General features: G+C 33.5%; 27 protein-coding genes. 2 read left to right on the top strand and 25 right to left on the bottom strand.

Annotation, left to right across the window (positions count from 1 at the left end; all coding sequences use genetic code 11):
• The 21 genes from dnaG to fmt form a co-directional block, all read right to left on the bottom strand.
• On the bottom strand, window positions 1–1267 hold a 1267-nt coding region (gene dnaG, locus EUBIFOR_RS05435; protein WP_003864957.1), incomplete at its 3' end, for a DNA primase.
• Window positions 1267–2646 (bottom strand): glycine--tRNA ligase, encoded by a 1380-nt coding sequence (locus tag EUBIFOR_RS05430; protein ID WP_040466230.1) that lies wholly within the window; start codon window positions 2644–2646, stop codon window positions 1267–1269. The genes dnaG and EUBIFOR_RS05430, both read right to left, overlap by 1 nt.
• A 229-nt stretch (window positions 2647–2875) precedes the next feature.
• On the bottom strand, window positions 2876–3148 hold the full coding sequence (locus EUBIFOR_RS05425; protein WP_003864955.1) for a hypothetical protein: 273 nt from the start codon (window positions 3146–3148) through the stop codon (window positions 2876–2878).
• 88 nt (window positions 3149–3236) lie between these two features.
• Entirely contained in the window at window positions 3237–3959 is a 723-nt protein-coding gene (recO, locus tag EUBIFOR_RS05420) for a DNA repair protein RecO (protein WP_003864954.1), read from the bottom strand.
• Complete coding sequence (era, locus tag EUBIFOR_RS05415; protein ID WP_040466229.1) at window positions 3949–4857, bottom strand: GTPase Era; 909 nt, start codon at window positions 4855–4857, stop codon at window positions 3949–3951. Before era ends, recO begins: the two co-directional genes overlap by 11 nt.
• A gap of 11 nt (window positions 4858–4868) precedes the next feature.
• Entirely contained in the window at window positions 4869–5216 is a 348-nt protein-coding gene (locus tag EUBIFOR_RS05410) for a diacylglycerol kinase (RefSeq protein ID WP_003864952.1), read from the bottom strand.
• Window positions 5197–5652, bottom strand: a complete 456-nt coding sequence (gene ybeY, locus EUBIFOR_RS05405) for an rRNA maturation RNase YbeY (RefSeq protein WP_003864951.1) — start codon at window positions 5650–5652, stop codon at window positions 5197–5199. Before ybeY ends, EUBIFOR_RS05410 begins: the two co-directional genes overlap by 20 nt.
• A 44-nt stretch (window positions 5653–5696) precedes the next feature.
• On the bottom strand, window positions 5697–6704 hold the full coding sequence (locus EUBIFOR_RS05400; RefSeq protein WP_003864950.1) for a LacI family DNA-binding transcriptional regulator: 1008 nt from the start codon (window positions 6702–6704) through the stop codon (window positions 5697–5699).
• 2 nt (window positions 6705–6706) lie between these two features.
• Window positions 6707–7240 (bottom strand): hypothetical protein, encoded by a 534-nt coding sequence (locus tag EUBIFOR_RS05395; protein ID WP_040466228.1) that lies wholly within the window; start codon window positions 7238–7240, stop codon window positions 6707–6709.
• Between the two features lies 1 nt (window position 7241).
• Window positions 7242–7592, bottom strand: coding sequence for a hypothetical protein (locus tag EUBIFOR_RS05390; protein ID WP_147344673.1), 351 nt, complete (start codon window positions 7590–7592; stop codon window positions 7242–7244).
• Window positions 7593–7831: 239 nt separating this feature from the next.
• A complete protein-coding gene (locus EUBIFOR_RS05385; RefSeq protein ID WP_003864947.1) occupies window positions 7832–9046 on the bottom strand; it encodes an ATP-binding protein in 1215 nt (404 codons plus the stop codon).
• Between the two features lie 93 nt (window positions 9047–9139).
• The gene (locus tag EUBIFOR_RS05380) at window positions 9140–10447 is read right to left on the bottom strand and encodes a UDP-N-acetylmuramate--L-alanine ligase (RefSeq protein WP_003864946.1); all 1308 of its coding nucleotides are present in this window, start codon (window positions 10445–10447) and stop codon (window positions 9140–9142) included.
• 1 nt (window position 10448) lies between these two features.
• The gene (locus tag EUBIFOR_RS05375) at window positions 10449–11117 is read right to left on the bottom strand and encodes a hypothetical protein (protein ID WP_003864945.1); all 669 of its coding nucleotides are present in this window, start codon (window positions 11115–11117) and stop codon (window positions 10449–10451) included.
• A complete protein-coding gene (locus EUBIFOR_RS05370) occupies window positions 11111–11449 on the bottom strand; it encodes a thioredoxin family protein (RefSeq protein WP_003864944.1) in 339 nt (112 codons plus the stop codon). The genes EUBIFOR_RS05375 and EUBIFOR_RS05370 overlap by 7 nt, the downstream gene beginning before the upstream one ends.
• Complete coding sequence (trmB, locus tag EUBIFOR_RS05365; protein WP_315969418.1) at window positions 11442–12077, bottom strand: tRNA (guanosine(46)-N7)-methyltransferase TrmB; 636 nt, start codon at window positions 12075–12077, stop codon at window positions 11442–11444. The genes EUBIFOR_RS05370 and trmB overlap by 8 nt, the downstream gene beginning before the upstream one ends.
• A gap of 7 nt (window positions 12078–12084) precedes the next feature.
• The gene (pepV, locus tag EUBIFOR_RS05360) at window positions 12085–13473 is read right to left on the bottom strand and encodes a dipeptidase PepV (RefSeq protein WP_003864942.1); all 1389 of its coding nucleotides are present in this window, start codon (window positions 13471–13473) and stop codon (window positions 12085–12087) included.
• Between the two features lie 74 nt (window positions 13474–13547).
• The gene (pnp, locus tag EUBIFOR_RS05355; protein ID WP_003864941.1) at window positions 13548–15689 is read right to left on the bottom strand and encodes a polyribonucleotide nucleotidyltransferase; all 2142 of its coding nucleotides are present in this window, start codon (window positions 15687–15689) and stop codon (window positions 13548–13550) included.
• A gap of 67 nt (window positions 15690–15756) precedes the next feature.
• A complete protein-coding gene (gene rpsO / locus EUBIFOR_RS05350; RefSeq protein ID WP_003864940.1) occupies window positions 15757–16023 on the bottom strand; it encodes a 30S ribosomal protein S15 in 267 nt (88 codons plus the stop codon).
• A 90-nt stretch (window positions 16024–16113) separates the two neighbouring features.
• Window positions 16114–17193, bottom strand: coding sequence for a radical SAM family heme chaperone HemW (gene hemW / locus EUBIFOR_RS05345; protein ID WP_003864939.1), 1080 nt, complete (start codon window positions 17191–17193; stop codon window positions 16114–16116).
• A complete protein-coding gene (lepA, locus tag EUBIFOR_RS05340) occupies window positions 17193–18995 on the bottom strand; it encodes a translation elongation factor 4 (RefSeq protein WP_003864938.1) in 1803 nt (600 codons plus the stop codon). Before lepA ends, hemW begins: the two co-directional genes overlap by 1 nt.
• Before the next feature lie 10 nt (window positions 18996–19005).
• Window positions 19006–19935, bottom strand: a complete 930-nt coding sequence (gene fmt / locus EUBIFOR_RS05335; protein ID WP_003864937.1) for a methionyl-tRNA formyltransferase — start codon at window positions 19933–19935, stop codon at window positions 19006–19008.
• Window positions 19936–20047: 112 nt separating this feature from the next.
• Between fmt and rpsT the strand changes: the two genes are divergently transcribed.
• Window positions 20048–20311 (top strand): 30S ribosomal protein S20, encoded by a 264-nt coding sequence (gene rpsT / locus EUBIFOR_RS05330; protein ID WP_003864936.1) that lies wholly within the window; start codon window positions 20048–20050, stop codon window positions 20309–20311.
• 47 nt (window positions 20312–20358) lie between these two features.
• Window positions 20359–20484 carry a hypothetical protein gene (locus tag EUBIFOR_RS13395; RefSeq protein ID WP_003864935.1) on the top strand — a complete coding sequence of 42 codons (126 nt, stop codon included), beginning with the start codon at window positions 20359–20361 and terminating at the stop codon, window positions 20482–20484.
• A gap of 359 nt (window positions 20485–20843) precedes the next feature.
• On the opposite strand, the gene EUBIFOR_RS05325 is transcribed toward EUBIFOR_RS13395, so the two are convergent.
• The 4 genes from EUBIFOR_RS05325 to holA all read right to left on the bottom strand — a co-directional run.
• The gene (locus EUBIFOR_RS05325; RefSeq protein ID WP_003864934.1) at window positions 20844–21485 is read right to left on the bottom strand and encodes a PBECR4 domain-containing protein; all 642 of its coding nucleotides are present in this window, start codon (window positions 21483–21485) and stop codon (window positions 20844–20846) included.
• A gap of 501 nt (window positions 21486–21986) precedes the next feature.
• Window positions 21987–22769, bottom strand: coding sequence for an AAA family ATPase (locus tag EUBIFOR_RS12140; protein ID WP_003864933.1), 783 nt, complete (start codon window positions 22767–22769; stop codon window positions 21987–21989).
• A gap of 167 nt (window positions 22770–22936) precedes the next feature.
• Window positions 22937–24514, bottom strand: coding sequence for an exonuclease domain-containing protein (locus EUBIFOR_RS05315; protein WP_003864932.1), 1578 nt, complete (start codon window positions 24512–24514; stop codon window positions 22937–22939).
• Window positions 24515–24614: 100 nt separating this feature from the next.
• On the bottom strand, window positions 24615–25560 hold a 946-nt coding region (gene holA / locus EUBIFOR_RS05310), incomplete at its 5' end, for a DNA polymerase III subunit delta (RefSeq protein ID WP_003864931.1).

Raw genomic sequence — 25560 nt, 5'->3', positions numbered from 1 at the left:
CACTTGCAGAATTCGATAGATCAAATCCAGTTAAATCTCGAATACGAGAATAGTAATCGGCCTTTTCAAAATCTGTGCATGTTCTTTCAATAAAAGCTTGCATTTCAGAAGTGAATTTTTTCTTATCCTCGTAGTTGTCTAAATCATATTGATTTGGTAAATATTCGAATAAAAATTCAACAAACGATACGGTTTTATGAACGGATAAATACAATTCATCTTTACCAAGTTCATTAAAAATTTCATCCGGATCCTTACCCGTTGTATTTTTCACAATGGAAAAGTTCAAGCCATAATCGACGGCTAGCTTTCCAAATTTATAAGTGGCTGCCTTACCAGCTCTATCCCCATCATAACATACCACTAGTGGTACATTTAAACGTTTTAATAATGTCATTTGTTCCTTGGTACAAGCTGTACCTAAACAAGCAATACTTTCATGAATATCCGCCTTTTCAAAGGCAATGACATCCATAGCCCCCTCAACTAATATGCATCGCTTATTCTTTTTCGCAAACTCTTTCGCCCTATGATAATTAAATATTAAATTTCCTTTGTGATAGATCTTTGTTTCTGAAGTATTGATATACTTTGCGATATCTTTATCTTCATTTAATCGTCTTGCCGTAAAACCAACTGGATTTCCATGTTCATCATGGATTGGAATCATTAATCGATGATCAAATACGGCATAGGTGTTCAAGTCATGAGTACGAATTAATCCTGTGTCTAATAGTATTTGTTCGTTAAAACCTTTTGCCTTGAGATACTTCACACTACGACTTGATTCAGGTGCATACCCAATTTCAAATCTTTTTATAATATCTTCATTTATTTTTCGTTGACTTAAATACCTTTTTACGCTTTCTCCATTTTCACTTTCGAGTTCAAATGTCAAAAAACGAATATACGATTGTATACAATCAAATAAAGGTTGATTTTCATCGACTTTCACTTGAAATTTAGATGTATCCAAATGTAAAGGATAATGAATCCATTCAGCAACCTTACATACAGCTTCTAGAAAAGAAATATTTTCGATCTTTTGAACAAAAGTAAATACATTCCCACCTGTATTGCACACAAAACATTTGAATATTTGTTTATCCGTCGAAATCGATAAGCTTGGATCATGATCATCATGAAAAGGACATATGGCTTTATAATTTTTGCCTTGTTTTTCAAGTGTGATATAGTGAGACATTACGTCAACAATATCGGCTTGTTGACGTATTGCCTTTATATCCTCTTCGCTAATCCAGCTCATTAAAATGCGATTCTATTTTCAATATATGAAACAAGATCATCTAAAGCAACACGTTCTTGTTGCATAGTGTCACGATCTCGGATAGTTACACATCCATCGTTAGCTGTTTCAAAGTCAACAGTTACGCAGAATGGTGTACCAATCGCATCTTGACGACGATAACGTTTTCCAATGCTTTGAGCATCATCATATGTTACGCTAAAGTGTTTTGATAATTTTGCGAATACTTCATCCCCTTGATCGGATAATTTTTTAGATAATGGAAGTACAGCTACTTTATATGGTGCTAGAGCAGGATGTAATTTTAATACAACACGAGAATCATTTTCTAATTGTTCTTCTTGATAAGCTTCACACATAACAGCTAACATCAAACGTTCAACACCTACACTAGGTTCAATAACATAAGGAATATATTTTTCATTGGCTTCTTGATCAAAATATTCTAAATTTTGTTTAGAAGTTGTTTGGTGTGCTTTTAAGTCAAAATCTGTACGGTCTGCGATACCCCATAATTCACCCCATCCGATAGGTTCAGAGAAGTGGTATTCGATATCACTTGTACCATTTGAGTAGTGTGCTAATTCTTCAGGATCATGAGCACGTAAACGAATATTTTCTTCATTAATGCCTAAATCTTTTAAGAATTGAACACAGTTTTTACAATAGTATTCAAACCAATCTAAATCTGTTCCTGGTTTACAGAAGAATTCAAGTTCCATTTGTTCGAATTCACGAGTACGGAAAATGAAATTTCCTGGTGTGATTTCGTTACGGAAACTCTTACCAATTTGTCCAATACCGAATGGTAATTTTTTACGCATTGTTCTTTGTACGTTTTTGAAGTTGACAAAGATACCTTGTGCTGTTTCTGGACGTAAATAGATTGTACTTTTCGCATCTTCTAATACACCTTGGAATGTTTTGAACATCAAGTTAAATTGACGAATATTTGTGAAGTTTTTAGCACCACATTTTGGACATGTGATTTCATGTTCAGCAATATAGTTTTCCATATCTTCATTTGACATACCACCACAGTTTACTGTGTGATTACTAGCTTCTTCAATCAATTGATCTGCTCTAAAACGGCTCTTACATTCTTTACAATCCATTAAAGGATCACTAAATCCTCCAACGTGACCACTAGCTACCCATACATTTGGGTTCATTAAGATGGCACTTTGTAAACCTACGTTGTGTTCACTTTCCTGGATGAAACGTTTCCACCAAGCATTTTTAATATTGTTCTTTAATTCAATGCCTAAAGGACCAAAATCCCAAGTATTTGCCAAACCACCATAGATTTCTGAACCTTGGTAAACAAAACCAGAGGTTTTCATGTGATTTACTACATCATTGAATGTCTTTTCGTTCATGTTATTTACCTCATTTCTTTTATGTATACAGACAAAAGGATACACTTTCATATTATATCCTATTTATCAATAAATTTCTAGACTAAATCCAAAGACACACATAAAGAAAAGCCACGATTTATCATGGCCTGTTTTTAATCACCCACTTAAAAATAGGTTCTCTTATTTTCATACGTTATGTACCACAAAACTAGTGCGTCACTAGATATAGAATCGCTTTCTTGTATTTCTAGAGTCTTTCATAATCCGTTTTTTTTGGTTCTTTGATTCTTGTGATATCCAAATTATGTAAAAGATCTGCAGCTTTTACCTTTTTAGCTAACTTTGATGTAGATACTCTAGATATATATTCAAAATAAGATTCATCTTTTCTATGCGTTAATGTGAGTACGCCATCTACGATTTCATTTGGGAACATTTTTCTTAATTCATCCATAGTAACATTTGTATCTTCTAATACATCATGCAAATACGCAACAGCCTTTTCTATATCTGTATCCATGTAGGATGCAGGATATAATCTTTACCCGCTTTATCAACTTGACCTGCATGTACTTTTTGTACAACTTGAAATGCTAATTCTTGAAACATCACTCTAAGCCTCGAATACTTTCTAAAAAACGAATGCTTGGATAGCTTTTTTGACTATGATATTCGACCCATTTAGCTAGATAGATCAAATCATCAAGGTTAAACGTGAAATGTTCTTTGACATAAGCTAAGTTCTCTTCTTTACATTTAAACAAAGCTCGATATTTTTTTAATGAATCCACATTCCATTTTGGATATTGATTGTGATTGCACTTTTCACATAAAAAGCCACCATCTTTTAAAGATAAAGTTTCAACTCGCATATTTTGACAATGTACACAACCATCCACAAATGGTTGTATTCCTTCTTGTTCGATGCAATATTTTAAGACAATACATGCCCAGAAATAGAAATCGTCTAAATTTTGATTTGCCGAGTTCCAACAGTCGAGTAATATGTTAAATAATTTTTCTTCTTTTTTCGTTTTAGAAATCAGATCGTGTAATACAAAACAACAACTGGATTTAAATAAATCTTCTTGAATGTGATAGTAATAACGAATGGTTTGTCCTTGGAGTAATAAAGGCATTTTTGTTTTATCTTCAATCATGAATTCATTATAAGAAAAGGGCTGTACAAGTCTTAAATTCTTAGAATTTTGCTTGAACAGTCCTCTTGCGTATAAAGTTAAAATGGAATCTGTAGTCAACACTTTGACCAAACCATCTTTATCTTTATATTCACTTACACTTAATACAAGGGCTTGAATCTTAGTCTTCATCGATTTGTTCTAATTCATCTAAACCAAATTCTTTGATTTTGTTTTCATGATTACGCCAATTCTTTTCTACACGAACAAACAATTCTAAATCTACACTGCATCCAAGCATATCTTTCAATTCTTTTTGTGCATCTAAACGAATGGAACGAATCATGTTCGCTTGTTTACCAATCAAAATTCCCTTTTGCGATTCACGATCCACAACGACCATCATTTGAAGATACATACGATTGCCGCGTTTTTCTTTTCGTTCTAAAATAACCGCTACACTATGAGGAATCTCTTCATGGGTTTTAAATAAGATTTTTTCACGAACAATTTCACACATTCTAAAGTTAATATCATGATCCGATTTCATTTCTTCTGGAAACATCGGCTCTCCTTCAGGTAAGTATCCCTTAAATACGTGTAACAATTCGTCTAGATTATCTTTGTCTAAAGCACTAATTGGAACAATATCATTAAAGTCATGTTGTTTTTGCCAATACACTAAACGCTTCAACAATTGCTCTTTTGGCAATTTATCGATTTTATTCATAATCAACACAACTGGTTTATGAAGTGTTTCAATTCTTTTTAAAATGAAAGAATCTCCAGTTCCAAAAGATTGTGTACCATCTACGATCCATCCGATCACATCACAATCTTCCATAGCGGAATAGGCATTTTTATTTAAAACACGACCCAATTGTTGTTGAGGCTTATGGATACCTGGTGTATCCACAAATACATATTGACAATCTTCATGGGTTAAAATACCCGAAATATTGTTTCTTGTTGTATTTGGTTTATCTGACATGATCGCAATTTTTTCTTTTAACAATGCATTCAACAATGTTGATTTTCCAGCGTTGGGTCTTCCAACAATTGCGATAAATCCTGATTTATAATTTTTCATTTTACCTCCATTTAAAATAATTTGGGTATAAATACATATAACCCTATACATGCTGCTAGTACACTTATAATAAAAACAGCTCCTGCAGCCATATCTTTAATATGTTTAGCTTGTTCATTATGTTCTAATGAAATATAGTCCACACATCTTTCAATGCAAGAATTCATAATTTCACTAAACCATACGAAACCAATTGCACTAATCAACATCATCCATTCTTCAATGGAACAATGAAAGATAAAGCCAAACAATATAACAATCAATCCAAAGATGCCTTGAAGACGTATACTACGATCACAAGTAAAAGCGTAAAACAGGCCTTGAAAGGCATATTTGAATCTACCTTTGAACCAATTCATCTAGAATTTCATCCTGTAAGGCAAACATAACCTTTTCATCTTCTTCTTTCATGTGATCATATCCCATCAAATGAAGTAAGCCATGACAGAATAAGAAACAAGCTTCTCTACGAATCGAATGTCCATAAGCACTTGCTTGATCACGAATAGCTTGCACATTGATAAAGATGTCTCCAAGTTCATATTGATCTTCATCCACCAACATATCACTCATATCATCTTGAATCGCAAAACTAATCACATCCGTTGCACGATCTACATTTCGATAGTCACGATTGATTTCGTGAATCTGTTCAGGTGTTACATATATTACAGATAAACTCCAATCTCCTTTTCTTTCTAACACCTGGCATGCACGTTCTAATATGTTTTCAAAGTCTTTTTTGTATCGATAGACACTTCTATCTTTTGCGTTATTTATAAAAATTATTTCCATGCCTAGATTATACACTAAATAAAAAAAGAGTTCAAAACGAACTCTTACTTTGTAGTTTCTCTAAACATTTTTGAGAATGAGATTTCAATGTCTTTATTCTGCTTAACAGACTCATCATCCACTAACATCTTAGTTAATAAACGCATCGCAACAGCTCCTAAATCATATTCAGGAATGTTGTATGTAGAAATCATTGGACGCATCATTGTTAAATATTTAGAATTCAAGATACATACAAGTTGTGTATCATCTGGAATTGAATAACCACTCTCTTTACAAGCATTCATTAAAGCAATGGCTTGTGAATCACGGAATGTGATTACCATACGGCTTGGCTTATTTCTCTTATAGTAATCGGACAAGAATGTATAACTTGATTTGTAGCTATCATCATATGTAACATATTTGTTGAAAACCAATCCCTTTTCAGCATATGCACGATCTACACCCGCTTTTAATTGTTCCATCATAGAAAGATTTAATTTATCTTCTACCATAGAAATATCATCGATACCTTTTTCGAAGCATTCGTTGACAAATTCATATGCCATACGTTCGAAGTTGATATATACATTTCCAACGTTGCCAATCTTTTGTCCTTTTAACTTACTTCCAACTACAACCATAGGAATTTGGTATTCATGTAAGACTTCCATTTCATCTTCAGAGAAGTTGTCATTAAATAAAATTACACCATCCACACGTGATTTAATAATCGATTCAATCACATCCTGCATTTTTGAAATGCCCTTACTTGTAGTATGGAACATGATGTTGTAGTTATAGATTTTTGCGACATCCATAAGACCATTTAAGATCTTCGCATTATACGCAAATAACTTTTCACTCATCACAATTGAAATTGTAGTTGTTTTTGAAAGAGCTAATCCTTGCGCAATCGCATTTGGTTTATATCCCAATTTTTCAATAGCTTGTTGAACACGCATACGTGTATCTTCACGTACTACATTACTATCATTAATAACACGTGATACAGTTGCTAATGAGACATCTGCCTCTTTGGCAACATCATAAATGGTAATTCTTTTCATTCCTATTCGTCCCCCTTGTTAAATATTTTCTTCAATCCACTAAACAATGCTTCTGTAGCTTTACCAGTTACTTCTTCTGCTTTATCAACGGCACGAATAACAGAATCATTTGTACGAATTTCGTCTACTTTTTCATCCGCTCTATCAATCACTTTACGTAAAGAATCATTTTTTCTTAATGTTTCTTTTCCATATTTAAAGCCATCTACTACCAATCCAGCTGTGCCCTGTAAAAATTCTTTACCAGCCGAAACAGTTTGTTTAAATTGTTCACTCTCACTGACTTCAACCACTTTATCTTTTGTTGAAGAAAGAATATCTTTTGCATCATCCTTAGCTTGCGATAAAGCTTCCTTTACTTTTTCAGGATCTGAAGCGTCTTTTAATAAATCACGCAAATCATCAAACAACTTTTCAATTTTACTCTTAGCATCCTCAATAATTCTTTCATTATCTGTATTTTCGGATTCATGCATCACTTCAAGTTCTAGCATCGATTCTTTTTCTAAATCATCAATTAATTGTTTTTCATCCATGTCATTCATCCTCCTTTGTTTCAATACTTTCTTTTCCATTCTTTTTATTTTGAAACCAGTCTTTGGCATTTTGTACATTTTCGCTAAGTGAACTCATCACACTCACAAACGCCTCTTTTGCGCTCTGGTTCACTTCATCCACTGTAGTAGAAATATTTTCTGCCGTTTTTAATGGTGCATCTAATTTTTTTAATTGATCATTGGCTGTATCCAATGTTTTTGACAACTGTTTTAAAGTTTCAATCAACTGTTTTAAAAACAAAATCAAATAAATTAATGCGATAACACCAACGATTGGTAAAACATATGAAAATGCACGAGCTAATGTACTCATAAAGATATCTAGACTCACAATACCACCTCAGAAAGATTATAACATGAACTTTCTAACTTATCTATTTATTTTGAAACTTTTTTCACAACCCTGTAAACGCTACAAATAATAAAGGAAGTGCTCGAATTATTCTAACACTTCCATAAAATACAATCTAGAGGCAAAATCCTCTTTTTCTTGATTCAACTTCACGAACTTGCTCAAAACATAGTGTACAAGCAAATCTTGTTGACTATGAAAAAAAGAAAGAGTATCGATTAAATATATTCAATTGGCAATGCGATCATATCTTCAGTCAAATACATCTTTCGATCATATTGACATAATATGATTCCTGGTTGTACTTCTTTATTTGGGATATCTTTTAATGCCGAAAAATGTTTCCCCATGGACTTTGTAGGATTTGCCGTCATTTTAATTTCAATCGGATACAATTTCCCATCTTCATCAATCACTACATCAATTTCTCTTTGATCACGATCACGATAGAAATAGATATTTGAAATGGTTTTACCTGCATTTAAATGACTTTTTAAAATTTCAGACACAATAAAATTTTCGTATATATTTCCAGCTTGAGCACCTGTCATAGCTGTATCTGCACTAGTCCATCTAGCCAAGTAACATACCAAACCGGTGTCATAAAAATAAACTTTTGGTGTTTTGACAACTCGCTTTAATAAATTGTTAGAATATGGTTCCAACAAATAGATAATTCCCGAAGTTTGAAGAATCGAAAGCCATCTTTTAATTGTATCTGCACTTGTCTCTACTTCATTGCTAACCGCATTAATATTTAATAATTCCCCACACCTAACCGCAAGGGATGTTAAAAACTTTATAAATTTTAACTCGTTAGAAACATTAATAATTTGTCGAACATCTCTTTCGATATATGTTTTCACATAAGAAGAGTAGTATCTTTGCCAATCAATTTTTTCATCTTGAAGTTGCGGCATACTTCCTCTATGGATCCAATGCCACAGATCAGAATAGCTTTTAATTTGTGATTTTCTTTCATTAAAATAGGCTTCATTTGGGATAAAAGGTTTATTAAATTCAATATGATGTATTTCACGAAATGATAATCCTTTTAATTCAACAATCGCCATTCGTCCAGCTAAGGTTTCACTTACCCCTTTCATCAACTCAAAAGCCTGTGATCCAGTAAGCGCAAAACTTCCTTTTTGTTTATTCATATCGACATACATTTTTAAATATCTAAATATACTAGGCGCATATTGGACTTCGTCAATGAACAAGGGTGGTTGATAGTTTTTTAAAAACAAATTTGTCTCTTCTACGGCCTGTGTCAATATAATTGGATCATCTAATGTAACATATTGAAAATTATCGCAAACATATTGTAAAAGTGTTGTTTTACCAACTTGTCTAGGTCCAGTAACTAATATAATTGGAAATTGTTCTAAACACTCTTTTATAGTTTCTTCCATATGTCTTTTAATATACATATTCTCTCTCCTTTCCGCTATTCTAAGATTCAATCATATTATAGCCGCTTTTTGAATTGTCCACAACTAAAAAAGAACAGACAATCTGTTCTCTTATAAAATCTTCTCTAATTTATCTCTTAATAGATAGATGTCTTTACTAGACATAAAGACGAATGCTGCAGGAGCTAATTCTTTTAACTTTTCTGCTGAAGCATCATCTACATCTAATAAGATTGCGTTTGGACAACGATCCATTAAATCTTGAATTGTGACCGTGATTGTTTCATCTTCTCTTACGGCATTTTTAGGAAAATCAAGTAAACATACTTGATCTGCCGTATTTAAGCTTTTCGCAAAGTCATCCAAGAAATATTGTAGACGTGAATAACGATCTGGTTTATATAACGCAACAATTTTCTTTTCCGGATATTTTTTACGAACGGCATCAATCATAAGACGAATAGCGGTTGGATGGTGTGCATAGTCATCCACTAATACACTATCCTTGACTTCATCAATCACAAATCGACGTGCAATTCCTTTATATTCTTTTAAGCCTTGTACAATCAAATCAGCCGGCATTCCTAGAACGTGGGCTAGCGCAAAACATCCTAAGGCATCCTGCATAAATGGATCTCCTACCTCATTTAATTCAACATGAGCTAGAATTTCACCATTGTGCTTACAATCAAAATGCATGCCAAATGGACCTTGCTCAATATTAACGGCTTGATAATCATTTCCATCCTTCATACCATATGTTGTCACAGGTACGTTGTAATGCAAATTCTTCAAGTGTTCGTTATCTCCAAATACGACAATGTGTTTTTTGACTTGGTCGGCAAAACTTTGGAATGCCGATACATAATCATCTATATCTTTATAATAGTCGATGTGATCTAATTCAATATTTGTAATAATCGCATAATCTGGATGATAGGCTAAGAAATGTCTTTGAAATTCACAAGACTCTAGCACAAAATGATTGGCATGTTCTGGCATATAGCCATGACCATCCCCAATTAAATAGGCACATTCATCTTGTAAAGAAAGAACTTGACCTAAAATACCAGTCGTAGTTGATTTACCATGTGTACCAGCTACACAAATTGAGCTGTATGACTCTAACAAAATACCTAAATATTCATTATAATAATATGTTTTTACAGTTGGATTATCCATCGCTGCTTTCACTTCAGGATGTGTTTGATCAAAAGATAAACCAATAATTACTGTATCATTGTCCTTAATATTTTCAGGACTAAATGAATAAATAGGAATATTACGAGCTCTTAATCCATCTTCTGTAAAAATATATTTATCGATATCACTACCCGTTACTTCTTTATGTTCATCATGCAAGATACATGCTAAGGCAGCCATACCTGTTCCTTTAATACCAATAAAATGATAAGCCATTCTATTCACCTTCTTTATCGAATAATGATTCTTGTTTATTTGTTTCCTTTTTTGGCTTTTCTAACATTTCAGAAAGATTCATATTCGCCTTTTTATCTTCTACCTTATATTCAGGAATCGATTTTGCAGGTTGCATACTAGGAAGGTATGTTCCATACATTGGCGATAAAATCTGTGAGAAATCTTCATCTTCTGGTTTTTGTAAAGAAATCGCATCATGTACTTTATCAAATTCTTTTTTATCATCCTCAACATTTCCAAAAATTGGAGAAATAACAGGTTGATAATCTAAATCTTCCGCAACACGACGTACCTTTACTGATTTATGACGATCATACTTATATACCTTTTGTTTCGGTTTTGTTTCTTCTTGAGCAATTGAATCCACATCTAAGCCTTTAAAAATCGTAGATTTCTCTTGTTTAGGTTGAATAATCGCCTTTTCAAAAATTGGAGAATCCATAAAGTTTTCAGGATTTTCTTCAACTGAACTTGCAGCTTGTGTAAATACAGGCTGTGGTTTTACCTCTTCTTGTACAACAGGTTGTTCTACAACTTCAGGTACAGGTGTAATTTCTTCTTCTTTTGTAGGTTCTTCTACAACTTCTTGTTCTTCATCATCTTCTTCAATATCTTCATTGAAAATCGCATGCATTAAGTCCTTTAACATCTTTTATCCTCACTTTCTATAGTCTGAGTAAGAAATGCCTCTATTTCTTCTTTTGTCTTTCGAAGGGTCGACACAAATCTTGAAATTTCTTTTCCGTCCTTAAAACATATAAAGCTAGGGATACCCATCACTTCATATTCAAGCGCAATATCCATACAATGATCACGATTTAAGGAATAGAATTGTAAATTGCTAAATTCTTCTTCAATTTCAGGCAAGAAAGGTTTGATGTACATACAGTCTGGACACCAAAACGCTGTAAACATCATCACTTGAATGCCTGTATTGTTTAATGCTTTTAAAAATTCATCTTTATTTTTAATATCAGTCATGCATATATCTCCAAACACAACGATAGATTGGCTGTCCTAAAGAAATAAATTTTTGTTCATATTCTGTAATCGCATCTTCATCATGTTTTTCACGACGATAATCCACACTGACTTCAACCATTTTAAATCCCGCATTTTGAAATTCAATCAAGCTATATTCAAACAAAGCACTGTTGTCCGTTTTCATTTGAATTTCGCCATTTCTTGACAAGATGCGCTTATATTGATCTAAAAAGGAAGCACTTGATAAACGTCTTTTCGCATAACGCTTTTTAGGCCATGGATCTGAGAAATTCAAGTGGATTACATCTACTTCACGAGGTCCAAACCATTCCCCTATGCTACTCGCATCATCTTGGATCAGTTTCAAATGTTTATCGTCTGTATCCTCATCATATTTTTTAGCGGCAATACCCGCAGCACTTTCATTCTTTTCAATCGCAATGAATCCATTATCCTTATACATTTTAGCCATGTCTAAAGAATAATTTCCTTTTCCACAACCAATCTCAATATGCAAAGTATCTGTACCCATTAACTTTTTCCAATTTCCTGCCTGTTTAGATGGTTCCTTCACTAAACAATTTGCAGTAGGCAAATAATCTGTTGCCCACTTCACTTTACGCATTCTCATATTAGCTACACAATGTCACGATCGCATCGGCATAAATACAGATAGCCTGCAACAAGTTATCTAATTTAATACCTTCATCACGTTGGTGACATCCTCCTACGAATGCATCTGTTTCAATCACTTCATTTGGAAGTTCAGGACCATACGATACAAAGTTTTCAAATTTACGTGCATATGTTCCACCACCAATTGTGATTGGACATGAGAATGTATCCCCTGTATATTTTTGGTAGACACTCATTAAATCTTTCACTAAACGAGAGTCTGGATCCACGAACAATGGTTTTGAATCTCCACGATTTTCGGCTTTGATATTGGAAGTTAAACTTGCACAAGCTGCATCAAACTTAGCCATAATTTCATCTGCATTTGTATCATTTGGATATCGAATATCAATTAAAATATCCGTTTCGTTATTTTCCATATTCACAATACCTGTATTCATTGTTAAGAAAGACATATATAAACCATCTTTTTCAATGCCAACTGGTTTTCCCATCCAGTCCTTTAATAATGAATATAAATCTTTTGATAGTTGATCATTATAAGCTTCACCAATAAAATTCAACAATAAAACAGCGGCATTCACACCATTATATGGCATAGCTGCATGCGCAAAGGCACCATCAATATGTAGTGTAACTCCTTCTTCACTTCTTTTGATTGAACCCTTAACACCTTGCGTAGCACAATAGAATTTAAATAAGTCTTCTTGTTGATAACTCATCACATCCACAGTCACATCCGCTTTACCAATAACAATATTTGGACGGCTTCCCGCATGAAGTTTTTTGATGACTGTTGCATCACGACTTACTAATCCTACATGTAAGCCACCTTTTTCACCATAAATCACTGGAAAGTTGGCATCTGGTACAAATCCCATTTGAGGAACTTCGGCATGATCCACATAGTAATTCATACATTCCATACCTGATTCTTCATCGCATCCTGTTATCAACATGACACGTTTTTTAAGTGGAATGTTTAAATCACGAATCATTTTTAAGGCATAATAACCAGCTAGAGCCGGTCCTTTATCATCCATAACACCACGTCCAAAGATATAGCCATTTTCCAATGTTACTTTTAAAGGATCTTTTGTCCACCCTTCACCTAGTGGCACAATGTCTAAGTGACCTAAAACACCAAATGTTTCGTCACCCTTTCCATATTCAACAACACCTGCATATCCATCAACATCTTTTGTTTCAAAACCATCGCGTTTAGCCATGTCTAGCATCGCATCTAAAACGTCACGACAATTCTTTCCAAAAGGAGCATTTTCAGTTTTCGTAGATTCATCACGAACACTTTCATACGATACAAGTGTGTTTAAGTCTTTTAAGAAATCATCTTTATATTTAAGTACTTCTGTATTAAAATCCATAATTTTCACCTCTACCCACCTATTTTACCACATAGTCAAGAAAAAAGAACTCGTTTTTCACGAGTTCCTAACTTTTACGCTTCCGTTTTTTCTTCTTCTGTTTTAGGTTTTGGAAGTAAAGCTTTTGCGCTTACATTGATACGACCCTTATTGTCGATTTCTGTAACCTTAACATCGATCACATCACCAAGTTTTAATACATCTTCTACTTTATCTACACGGTGATGAGAAATTTTAGAAATATGTAATAAACCATCTGTATTGCCAAATAAGTTCACGAATGCACCAAATTTTTCTAAACGAACAACTTTAGCTGCATATACATCACCAACTTTAGCTACACGAACAATGTCACTGATCATTTGTTTCGCCTTTTCGATTGTATCATAATCATTGTGATAGATTACAACTTTTCCATCATCATCAATATCAATTTTTACATTGTCACATTGCGCAATGATTTCGTTGATCATTTTTCCACCAGGTCCGATCACATCTTTGATCTTATCTGGATCAATGTTCATCATCGCAATCTTAGGTGCATATGGACTCAATTGTGTTCTTGGTTCAGAAATACATGCTAGCATATTGTCTAAGATTTCTAAACGAGCCTTGTGAGCTTGTGCTAACGCTTCTTCAAAGATATTTTTAGTGATACCTGTTACTTTGATATCCATCTGTAAAGCTGTGATACCATTTTTAGTTCCGGCAACCTTAAAGTCCATATCTCCAAAGTGGTCTTCCATACCTTGAATATCTGTTAATACAGTATATTTACCTGAATCATCATCCATGATCAATCCCATCGCAATACCAGCTACTGGAGCTTTGATTGGAACACCAGCTGCCATTAAAGACATAGTTCCTGCACAAATACTTGCCTGAGAACTAGATCCGTTACTTTCCATAACGTCTGCAACTGTACGAATTGTATATGGGAATTCATCTACGCTTGGTAATACTTGAGCTAAAGCTCTTTCACCTAAAGCACCATGACCAATTTCACGACGTCCAGGATTTCCCATACGTCCTGTTTCCCCTACGCAATATGGTGGGAAGTTATAGTGGTGCATGAAACGTTTTGAATCTACAACTGTTAAGTCATCAATGATTTGGTTGTCATTTAATGCACCAAGTGTTGTTGTTGATAATACCTGTGTTTCACCACGAGTAAATAATGCTGAACCATGAACACGAGGAAGTAAATCCACTTGTGAGTTCAATGGACGGATTTCATCAATTTGACGACCATCTGGACGAACTTTATCTTCGATAATTAAACGACGTACTTCATCTGCTTCAATACCACGACAAATTTCACGAGCTTGTTTCACCGCATTGTTTTGCTCTTTTTCAGATGCATATTCTTTGTTTGCAATCATTTCAGCCGCTTCATCTGTTAAATCATCAATCTTACCATAACGTTCCAATTTTTCTTTAATTGAAACAGCCGCACGAATTTGTGCTTCAAAGTTAGAACGAACTTCACGATCAATTGTTTCATCAACTGCGTATAATTCGATTTCACGTTTTTCTTTACCACAAGCCGCAACAATTTCTTCTTGGAATGCACATAATTTTTTGATTTGTTCATGTCCAAACATCAATGCCGCAAGCATATCTTCTTCGCTCACTTCTTTAGCACCTGCTTCAACCATGTTTAAAGCTTGTGCAGTACCTGCAACTGTTAAATCAATGTCACTTTCTTCCATTTGAGCGACTGTAGGATTCGCAACCAATTCTCCATTGATACGTCCAACTTTACAACCAGCAATAGGTCCATTGAATGGAATATCAGAAATACATAATGCCAAAGAAGCACCAAACATGGCAGCCATTTCAGGACTTGCATCTTGATCCACACTTAATACAGTGTTGACAACCTGTACTTCATTACGGAATCCTTCCGCAAATAATGGACGGATTGGACGGTCGATCATACGAGCTGTTAATGTCGCATGTTCGCTTGGTCTTCCTTCACGACGTAAAAATCCTCCTGGAATCTTTCCAACAGAATATAACTTTTCTTCAAAACTTACTGTTAAAGGGAAAAAGTCAATCCCTTCTTTTGCCTGGTTCGATGCACATGCAGTTGATAATGTAACTGTATCTCCATAACGAATAATAACAGCACCATCTGCTTGTTTTGCGATTTCCCCAGTTTCTACTGTGATCCCCCGACCACAAAAATCTAAATGAAACTCTTGTTTCGCCATTTTTTCACCTCAATCATACTTTTATATTCTATCAAATAAATGCTTAAAAAAAAAGTAATCTTTTCGATTACTTTCTTAAACCTAATTTAGCGATCAATGCTTTGTAACGGTCTAAATCTTTACTCTTCAAGTAAGCTAACAATTTTTTACGACGACCAACTTTTTTCATCAATCCACGTTGTGAGTGATAATCGTGTTTGTGTTCTTTGAAGTGTTCAGTTAAACGGTTGATTTCTTCTGTCAATACAGCGATTTGAACTTCAGGAGAACCTGTGTCACCTTCGTGTACTGCATACTCTTGCATAATTGCTTGTTTTTCAGATTTTAATAACATTTTTTTCTTCCTCCATGTATATTAGTCCTTTTCTACCGAGCGAAAGGTTGGAAGTTTCCAGACTCTCAGTACAAAAGCTATTAAACTATATCATTCAATCAACATAAAATCAACTAGAATCGTATTTAATATTTCAAGACCAGCATCCTTTAAATAGATACATTCCCCTTCAAAACAAAAATACTCGCGATACTTATCTAATACTTGCGCATAATGTTCTTTAAAATCACTTTGATACTTTAGATTCCATTCTTTTATATTCAATCCAAACTTTGTACGTAAAGCCATCATGATCGCATCCATGCCTCGTTCAGCAAGTGTTTCATCGATATAAACAGGACAAGGACCCAAAGAACAGTACTCCTTTAAACTTGTCGTATTATCATAACGAATCCCATCAAGTCTTCCACTTGCACCACAGCCAAAGCCATAGAAATCTTTGTCTTGCCAATATGCTAGATTGTGCTTGGAATAATGACCTGGCTTACAAAAGCTAGAAATCTCATAGTGAATATATCCGGCTGCTTCAAGTGTTTTTGTGATATATTCAAACATATCTGCTTCTAGATCACTATCACAAGGTTCTACCCCTGTCTTTCCAAATATTGAATTTTCTTCAATCTGCAATGAATAAATAGATAAGTGTGGTATATCTAAACTTAAAAATGTAAAAATATCTTTTTTCACATCTTCCATTGTTTGATTTGGAAGCCCAAAAATCAAATCAATGGAAAAAGTCGATACCGAACTTTTCTTGATATTTTCAATAACCGAAATTGCCTGACTTGCTGTATGTGTTCTTCGACATACTTTTAATAGATCATCCTTAAAGCTTTGAACACCTAAACTAATACGGTTCACACCCAAAGCTACATAAGCATTTAATTTATCTTCATCTAAAGATTCCGGGTTGCATTCTACGGTAAATTCCTCAATATCTTTAGGAAAACAATTTCTTATAGATACAAAATCATCCACACTTAATAAACTAGGTGTCCCCCCACCAAAATAAAGAGTATGAAGACTTGAAATCTTATACTCTTGAATTTCTTGAATTAACTTTTCTTTCCAACTTGAAAAGAAAGATTCATTTTTTTGAATCCGGACAAAATCACAATACGCACATATCGAATCACAGAAAGGAATGTGCACATAGGCTGATGGTACCATTAGTCGTCATCCATACTTAAAACGGCCATGAAGGCTTCTTGCGGAATCTCAACCGATCCTACCATCTTCATACGTTTCTTTCCTTCTTTTTGTTTCTCCAATAATTTCTTTTTACGCGAAATATCTCCACCATAACATTTAGCCAACACGTTTTTACGCAATGCCTTAATGTTTGTACGTGCAATGATCTTTCCACCAATGGCAGCCTGCACAGGAATTTCAAATTGCTGCTTAGGAATCAAGTCTTTTAATTTTACAGCCATCGCATTACCACGGTTATACGCAAAATCTCTAAAGACAATCGTAGATAGGGCATCGACAATTTGTCCATTTAATAAAATATCCATCTTCACCAATGAACTTGTGCGATATCCACTAAATTCATAGTCAAAACTAGCATATCCTTTTGTACATGATTTCATCTTATCAAAGAAATCATAAATAATTTCACTTAATGGCATTTGGTACACCATCATCATACGAACATCATCTAAAACTTGAAGATCCACATATTCGCCACGTTTTTTCTGACAAAGATCCATCATGGGACCTACATATTCTTTGGGTACCATAATGTCACACTTCACATAAGGTTCTTCAATATGATCCACTTTTTGAGGTTCAGGTAAAGCCGATGGGTTATCGATTTCTTCCATAATTCCATCTGTTTTATAGACATGATAGATTACGGAAGGACTTGTCGCAATCAAGCTTAGATTGTATTCACGTTCTAAGCGCTCTTCGACAACGTCCATGTGTAATAAGCCTAAAAATCCACAACGGAATCCAAATCCTAAGGCTTGTGAAGTTTCGGGTTCAAAATGTAAAGCTGCATCATTTAATTTTAATTTTGATAAAGCTTCCTTTAAATCATCATAACGCGCATTATCCACTGGATATAAACCACAATATACCATTGGATGCATTTCACGATATCCAGATAATGGTTCACTTGCAGGATTGGATGCGACTGTAATCGTATCGCCGACACGAACATCTTCAATATTTTTAATGGCTGCACTGACCCATCCTACATCCCCACAATTCAACTGGTCTTCTACAACTTCTTTTGGTGTACGAACACCAACTTCCGTCACTTCATATTCAGCGCCTGTTGCCATAAAGCGAATCTTATCTTTTGGTTTAATGGTTCCATTTTTAACAGAAACAAACGCAATGATTCCACGATAGGAATCATAGAAAGAGTCAAAGACTAAAGCTTGTGTAGGTGCATCTTTATCCCCTTTTGGACTTGGTAGTTTATGTACGATTTCTTCGAGCACTTTATCGACATTCAATCCAGATTTAGCACTAATTTCAACAGCTTCGCTACAATCCAAACCAATCAAGTCTTCAATTTCTTTTTTCACAACTTCAGGTTGTGCGCTTGGAAGATCCACCTTATTTAATACGGGTAAGATTTCCAAATCATTTTCTAAAGCCAAATATACATTGGCCAAAGTTTGTGCCTGAACACCCTGAGCTGCATCGACAACTAAAATAGCTCCATCACATGCAGCAAGAGATCTAGACACTTCATATGTAAAGTCGACATGGCCTGGTGTATCAATAAGATGGAACAAGTAATCTTGTCCATCTTTGGCATGATATACAAGTTGTACGGCATTTAATTTAATCGTAATTCCACGCTCTCTTTCTAGATCCATTGAATCTAGAATCTGATCTTTCATTTCACGCTTTTCAACTGTATCCGTTAATTCTAAGATACGATCGGCTAATGTACTTTTTCCGTGGTCAATATGTGCAATAATACAAAAATTTCGAATATTCTTTTGATCCATAGACTTCCCCCTACTCCACAATATTTCCTACTAGGTTTCTTCCTTGTCCATTAAAGAAGCTTGCACAATCCATGACTGGCTTTCCTTCCATTTGACAAGTTTCGATCACAAGTGTACCTAAATGAAGGCCAATACCAAGTTTGTTTTTGCCAATCTTAACAAGAAGTCCAAACTCGTTGTGTTCATTTAAATAACTTGCCTTCAAGATTTTAAATTTCTTTCCTTTTAATAACACATAAGCACCTGGTGCATTGGCAAAGGCACGAATCTGATTTAAAATGTGTTCATCATCTTGATTCAAATCAATGTGCTCTTCTTCCTTAGATAAAACCGGTGAGAAGACGACTTGACTTTCATCTTGTTCTACATATACCGCATGACCTGAACAGATTTCTTCAAAGTGAGAAAGTAATAATTCACTAGCACAAATACCCATCTTATCAAATAAGGTTGTTGAATTATCTGTTGGTAAGATTTCAATTTCTTTTTGAGCTAGTACTGGACCTGCATCCATTTTTGGTGCCATTTTCATTAATGACATACCACTGACTTTATCGCCATTCCAAATAGCTCTTTGAATAGGCGCTCCCCCTCTATACTTAGGAAGTAAAGATCCATGAAGATTTACACAACCATACCGAGGTAAGTCCAATACTTCCTTAGGTACGATTTGTCCATATGCACAAGTCACAATTAAATCAGGGGCAAAATCAAGAATGGTTTGATAATCCGATTTAATTTTAACAGGCTGAAATACAGGAATATCATATTCTAAAGCCACTTCTTTGACTTCCGAATAGACAAGCTGTTGTTTTCTACCCTTTTTCTTATCCGGCTGCGTTACCACTAAGCCTACATGTATATCGTTTTCTAACATCGTTTTTAGTACGACACTCGCAATTTTGGGTGTTCCCATAAAAATAATGCGTCTATTTTCCATATATATCACTCCAATACTAGAGTATTATAGCGTATTTTTTTGAAGTTGTGTTGCATTAAATCTAGAAATTTGCTATAATCCATTTGCAAATTTATGTCAGGAGGTGCACTTCATGCCACAGATTAAATCTCAAAAGAAACGTGTTAAAACAAATAACAAGGCTCACAAATTAGTCGTATCTAAAAAATCAGCATTGAAATCAAGTATTAAAGCTGTATTAGCAGCTGTTGATGCTAAAGATAAAGAAGCTGCTGTTGCAGCTTACAACGACTGCAGTTCTAAATTAGACAAAGCCGTAGCTAAAGGTATTCACCACAAAAACTACGCTAGCCGTCAAAAAGCACGTTTAGCAAAAGCTATTAACGAAATCGCGTAATGAAGGATTAAGAAGTCATACGACTTCTTTTTTTATTGGAGGAAAATATGAAGAATCATGAACCAAACCAAACTACAATCAAAGCCATTGAAGAAGCTGAACAGATGATAAATGATCCAAACACACCTTCCTATTCAACCATAGAAGAATTAATTGCTGCATTAGATGAATAATCACACCTTGTTATCGAGGTGCTTTTTATCGCATATAGACACATTTAATAAATTAAGATATAGAGCTAGTATTGACACTCACACAACATTTTATACAATTTGACTTCTGAGCATATATATTTATTTCGAATACCGCTTAAGATATTATTGATCTTCATGAATTCATCTTGAAACATCTTGCTTCCAATCATCATTATATAACTCACTATATTGAAATAATGCTGATAAACTTGTAGATAGTATGTCATTACATTTCTTTTTCCTCTGAAGGTAAATAGTACTAGTCTATTTGATGATAATAATAATATCTATATCGTTTTTTATTAAATGTGACTTTTAGAAAAAATCAACGTATGTAATTAATCAATATGTAAATACCTTTTTAGCTCATCAGAAAAATTATCATGATTAAAATTATCTACAATATCTTGCCTATTGCGGATATAGATACATTTATCCCATTTGTTATTATTCAACTCAAAAATTCCAATGATTTGCTTTTCAGATTGAGTATTTCTAGAATTTCTTGCTTTTCTAAGACTGCGAGCACGATTGTTTTCTCCAACAAAACAAATTGTCATGTTTTCCGTATCATTTCGAATAGCACAAGAAAAAGTAAATGTATTTGTAACCAATCCAGAAATAAATAAATTCGTTGATGCATCCGCATGCAAAAACATGTTTAATTTTTTTAAAATATTATTTTTGACTCTTAATGTATTGTAGTCATAATGTTGTTCGTCTCTTATATTGGAATTAGTAATAGTCCCATTAAGGCAAATGTCAAAGAAATTACTTTCTGATACTCGAGCTATTGATAGTCCTGTAAAATGGCAGAAATCTTGCTTTTTAAATGTTATTGAACAATACATATAATCTTCTGTAACAACGACAAAAGTTTTATCTTTTAAAAAGTGATTATAGTAACGACTTCCTTGAATTGCTCCTTTACGTAATCGCTCCTTTTGACCTGGTCTTAATATATTTCGATTTGTTCCCATGTGTACCTCTAAAAAAAATAAGGAGTATCACTACTCCTTTTAATGCATATCTGGTAAGTTTTTCTGTCGGTTGTCGACATTGATTAGACATGAGCGTTTACCGTCTCTCATCCGACTACAACTTTTCTCTCGGTTGTCGAGTATGTAAATAGACATGAGCGTTTACCGTCTCTCATCCGACCCCAACTTTTATAGATGCTTACCACATCTAAAGGTATTGCTACCTTCAATAACATTATACCAATAATTACCCGAAAATCAATCAATGCATTCTCGAAAAAATATCACACCTAACATCCAAAACAAGGAAAAAACGATAATATCCTTTAGTTAAGAGAAATTAAAAAATTTTGAATAACGCTCATAAATTTCAAAATTAATAAATAATCCAAATATACCTTCCTATTCAACCATGGAAGAATTAATCAAAGCATTAGGCGAATCATTATGACCTTTTTAAAATCAACGATTCTATTAATCTTGGTTCAGAAATAGCTCCAATCATTCCCTTTTATACAGTTCCATGACATTATCAACATTATCAAATGAATATACATATACATTTTCATTTTCTCTATGAACAAACCAAAAATCATCACAATTTAGTATGGATGTATTATAAGCTACAAATATCATTTGAGAAGAAGTCGACATCTCAAGTATCTTATTTACAACTTCAGAATCCAAACCATCATCCAAGTTATCAACGATTAGAATTCTTTGTGGGTCAAGATGTTTTAAAAGTTTTATTAATTTTTCAGCCCCCGATGATACATTCCATTGATTTGTATTTATAATATCAATCATTTTAGCAAAACTTACAAAAATTTCTTTTATATCTCTCATATACTTTGTATCCATGAAATGAAAAAGAACATTGTCTGATGCTATATAAGACATGAATTTTTTTGTCTGTTCATCTTTGCAATCAAATATTCGATTCAATAAATCTTTTTTATATAAGACATCTCCCTTACTTGTTAAACACTCATATACAAATTGATTTGTCTTTGTATCATACTTCACATCATATGAATATTCTTTTTTCTCATATTCAAACGTAATACCCAACTCACAAACAGAGTCATTTGAAAATAAATTCGATTTTAATTCAATTCTTTGATTCAACAATATCCCTTTCATTGCCTGAATATACTTGATCAAGCATGTTTTACCCGCATTATTTGGTCCATATATTGCCGTTGTCTTATTTGTTGGATCCAATGAAAATACAATTTGATTATTAAATACAAAACACTTTTTAGCTCTTAATTCTAGAAACATAATTCTTCTCCTTTTCTTTTCATTAAACCACCTTAATCGGCACTATGAATGTCTAAAATAAAAATGAACAAGGCTATCCCTTGTTCATCATTAAATTTAGACAGAAGTATTCAAAACCATCATCCTTATCGTTTTAACCCAAAAGTCATTTTATATTAAGAACACCTTTACTTCAATTGTTTCAAAAACAATTCAACAGCTTTGTCTCTTCTCGCCTCAAATCGCCCAACATTTATTTTATGATGTTTTAATCTAACAATACCTTCATTCAAAATATCTATTTCATTTTCATAGTCTTTAATAGCATGATAAGCTTTCGCATAAGATTCATATAAAGCAGGAGAATTGTATCCATAAAATCTAGCTTTTTCAAAACAATCTATTGCTTCTTGTATATTTCCGTTTTTTCTCAATTGATCTCCTTTTTCCCATAGAGGATACCCTTCATCAAACGCTTTACGTTCATTATTCAAGTTTTTAACATTAGATAATTGAACTCTATTATGTATTGGATTTATGTCAATATCTTTAAAACTAAGATTTATTCCGGAACCTTTATTAGTCATAGATTCATCATTAGTTGATTTATATTCTCTATTCTTAGCATCTTTCAAGAGTGATTTCATCTCTTTAACAGTTAACTTATTAGACATCGCTATACTTTTTTTATGTTCTGAAGCAGCGCGTTTATTAAACTCAAAATAATCCAACGCTGAGTTGCGACATTTTCTATAAGCTTGATAGAAACTGTCTGATAACCCTTCTAATTCAAAAGGATTATTGAAATAGACACGAATATAGTCGGTTCCACCTTCACTTATAGTGCACGGTTCTACTTTATATGACGAAACATCACTAAATTGCTTATTTACAATGATATACTTACCTTTCTTTGCAAATTTAAATCTTAGAAAAGAATATAAATAACTGACATCTATATACCTGTTACTATTTTTATAAAATCCAAGAAATTTATTATCTCCTCCCTTTTTAAGTATGCAATCTTGAATAAAAGCACATACTTCCATTTCTTCAGGACTTGGTTTACTCTTTACTAAAATTTCCAGTTTTTTTACCTCTTCATCTTTTTTTATGGACAATAGCTTCCACAAAATTTCACCACACACCTCAGCATCAGAAATTGCCCTATGTTCTTGTTTGTTTTTAATATTAAAATGTTTTGCTACTGTTGTTTGTTTATAATTTGACAACCCAGGAATTATTTTACGAGATAAAGAAAGTGTATCTAAACATAAAATTTGAGCATCATATCCTTGACGCATGAGCGCTTGAGAAAGGAAGCTCATATCAAAATCAGCATTATGAGCACATATGGGAGTTTGTTCATGTAGTGCATCACCTAAAAATTTAACTAATTCTTTACAAACAATATCTTCTGTGGGTGCCTTTTTTACCATTCCATTCGTTATATGATTTATTGTAGTCGCTTCTTTAGAAATTTTAACTTCTGGATTTACCAAGGAACTATAAGTTTCAACAGTATGACCATTCTCAAACAAAATAGCCCCAACCTCAATAATTCTATCTTTTTTTGAATCAAGGCCTGTAGTTTCTACATCAAAAGCTACATAGCGCTTCATATAATCTTCAATCGATTTCAAATCATTTGGCCTTTTACATATATAATTAACGTAACCTCTTCCATTCGTAGTTACTTCTTGTCTTGATACCCATTCCTCAGTTGAATCAGTAAGCACTGTAAATAGTTTATTAAATATATTCATATTGCGACTCCTTATTTATTGTATATTTTACTAACTATATCAAAATATTAAACACTTTATTTCTCTTATGCATCACATTTTTTCAAAAAAATGAACAAGGCTATCCCTTGTTCATCATTAAATTTAGACAGAAGTATTCAAAACCATCATCCTTATCGATCTTACCCATTTTCATTTGTTGATCAAAGTCAGCAAGTAAAGATAGATTATAAAGTAAGGTTTCACTTGAAAATCGCATAGCCTTTTGCATATTGAGTTTAACCCTGTATGGATTTGCCTTTAACTCTTGGGCAATTGTAGCTTGTGCCTTTCCTTCATCCATTAATACGCGTACTTGAAATAAAAAACGAATTTGGCTAGCCAAAAGAGCAACTATAGCTACTGGCTGCATATTCAGCTTTCTAAAATTACGATAGTAAGCTAATAATAAGATTCCATTTTGGCTAAAGAAGGCGTCCACCATTTTAAAGATATCATTTGTAGGTTCTACAATTAATAGGTTTTGTACATCTTCAAACGTAGGATTTTTTGAATAGATTGAAATCTTTTCTATTTCATTTTGAATACACATAGGATCTAGTCCCATTCTTGATGTCATCCAATCTAATGTTTTAAAATCCACCTTGACACCAAACTCTTTGAGTTTATCTTGCACATAGAACTTTTGGGACTTGTCATCCAAAGCTAAACAAGAATATAACGTCGCACAACTGCTGATTTCCTTAACCTTTTTCTTTCTTGTATCCAATTTATCACTTGGACAAATTAGAACTAAAATCATTTCAGTATCTTTTCTTAAAAGAAAAGGATCTACTTCATAATTTGTCGTATTCTTACTCGATAAAAAGGTGCAGTTATTGACAATGATCATCTTGTCATCATCAAAAATCGAATAGGCATCTAGATCTTGTAAGACATTTGAAATCTCATCCGTTTGTGCATCATATACATTCACATTTTCTTGAATAGAATGTCTTTTTTTAATGGCCTCTAACTTCATTGAAACCATGCTTTTGTCTTTTCCATATAAAATATAAATCATACTC

This window comes from Holdemanella biformis DSM 3989, from assembly GCF_000156655.1.
GTDB lineage: Bacteria > Bacillota_I > Bacilli_A > Erysipelotrichales > Erysipelotrichaceae > Holdemanella > Holdemanella biformis.
Note: the sequence above shows the minus strand (reverse complement) of the source record. Positions and strands in the feature narration are given on the sequence as shown.

Excerpts from the sequence above, each read along its gene's own strand:
- fmt (WP_003864937.1), bottom strand. The coding sequence starts at position 19,935 with ATGGAAAATAGACGCATTATTTTTATGGGAACACCCAAAATTGCGAGT.
- EUBIFOR_RS05385 (WP_003864947.1), bottom strand. The coding sequence starts at position 9,046 with ATGTATATTAAAAGACATATGGAAGAAACTATAAAAGAGTGTTTAGAA.
- trmB (WP_315969418.1), bottom strand. The coding sequence starts at position 12,077 with ATGCGTAAAGTGAAGTGGGCAACAGATTATTTGCCTACTGCAAATTGT.
- pnp (WP_003864941.1), bottom strand. The coding sequence starts at position 15,689 with ATGGCGAAACAAGAGTTTCATTTAGATTTTTGTGGTCGGGGGATCACA.
- recO (WP_003864954.1), bottom strand. The coding sequence starts at position 3,959 with ATGAAGACTAAGATTCAAGCCCTTGTATTAAGTGTAAGTGAATATAAA.
- EUBIFOR_RS13395 (WP_003864935.1), top strand. The coding sequence starts at position 20,359 with ATGAAGAATCATGAACCAAACCAAACTACAATCAAAGCCATTGAAGAA.
- pepV (WP_003864942.1), bottom strand. The coding sequence starts at position 13,473 with ATGGATTTTAATACAGAAGTACTTAAATATAAAGATGATTTCTTAAAA.
- EUBIFOR_RS05425 (WP_003864955.1), bottom strand. The coding sequence starts at position 3,148 with ATGGATACAGATATAGAAAAGGCTGTTGCGTATTTGCATGATGTATTA.
- EUBIFOR_RS05430 (WP_040466230.1), bottom strand. The coding sequence starts at position 2,646 with ATGAACGAAAAGACATTCAATGATGTAGTAAATCACATGAAAACCTCT.
- EUBIFOR_RS05395 (WP_040466228.1), bottom strand. The coding sequence starts at position 7,240 with ATGGATGAAAAACAATTAATTGATGATTTAGAAAAAGAATCGATGCTA.
- ybeY (WP_003864951.1), bottom strand. The coding sequence starts at position 5,652 with ATGGAAATAATTTTTATAAATAACGCAAAAGATAGAAGTGTCTATCGA.
- EUBIFOR_RS05400 (WP_003864950.1), bottom strand. The coding sequence starts at position 6,704 with ATGAAAAGAATTACCATTTATGATGTTGCCAAAGAGGCAGATGTCTCA.
- rpsT (WP_003864936.1), top strand. The coding sequence starts at position 20,048 with ATGCCACAGATTAAATCTCAAAAGAAACGTGTTAAAACAAATAACAAG.
- EUBIFOR_RS12140 (WP_003864933.1), bottom strand. The coding sequence starts at position 22,769 with ATGTTTCTAGAATTAAGAGCTAAAAAGTGTTTTGTATTTAATAATCAA.
- lepA (WP_003864938.1), bottom strand. The coding sequence starts at position 18,995 with ATGGATCAAAAGAATATTCGAAATTTTTGTATTATTGCACATATTGAC.
- EUBIFOR_RS05410 (WP_003864952.1), bottom strand. The coding sequence starts at position 5,216 with ATGAATTGGTTCAAAGGTAGATTCAAATATGCCTTTCAAGGCCTGTTT.
- hemW (WP_003864939.1), bottom strand. The coding sequence starts at position 17,193 with ATGGTACCATCAGCCTATGTGCACATTCCTTTCTGTGATTCGATATGT.
- EUBIFOR_RS05375 (WP_003864945.1), bottom strand. The coding sequence starts at position 11,117 with ATGTTAAAGGACTTAATGCATGCGATTTTCAATGAAGATATTGAAGAA.
- era (WP_040466229.1), bottom strand. The coding sequence starts at position 4,857 with ATGAAAAATTATAAATCAGGATTTATCGCAATTGTTGGAAGACCCAAC.
- rpsO (WP_003864940.1), bottom strand. The coding sequence starts at position 16,023 with ATGTTATTAAAATCTGAAAAACAAGCAATTATGCAAGAGTATGCAGTA.
- EUBIFOR_RS05370 (WP_003864944.1), bottom strand. The coding sequence starts at position 11,449 with ATGACTGATATTAAAAATAAAGATGAATTTTTAAAAGCATTAAACAAT.
- EUBIFOR_RS05315 (WP_003864932.1), bottom strand. The coding sequence starts at position 24,514 with ATGAATATATTTAATAAACTATTTACAGTGCTTACTGATTCAACTGAG.
- EUBIFOR_RS05380 (WP_003864946.1), bottom strand. The coding sequence starts at position 10,447 with ATGGCTTATCATTTTATTGGTATTAAAGGAACAGGTATGGCTGCCTTA.
- EUBIFOR_RS05325 (WP_003864934.1), bottom strand. The coding sequence starts at position 21,485 with ATGGGAACAAATCGAAATATATTAAGACCAGGTCAAAAGGAGCGATTA.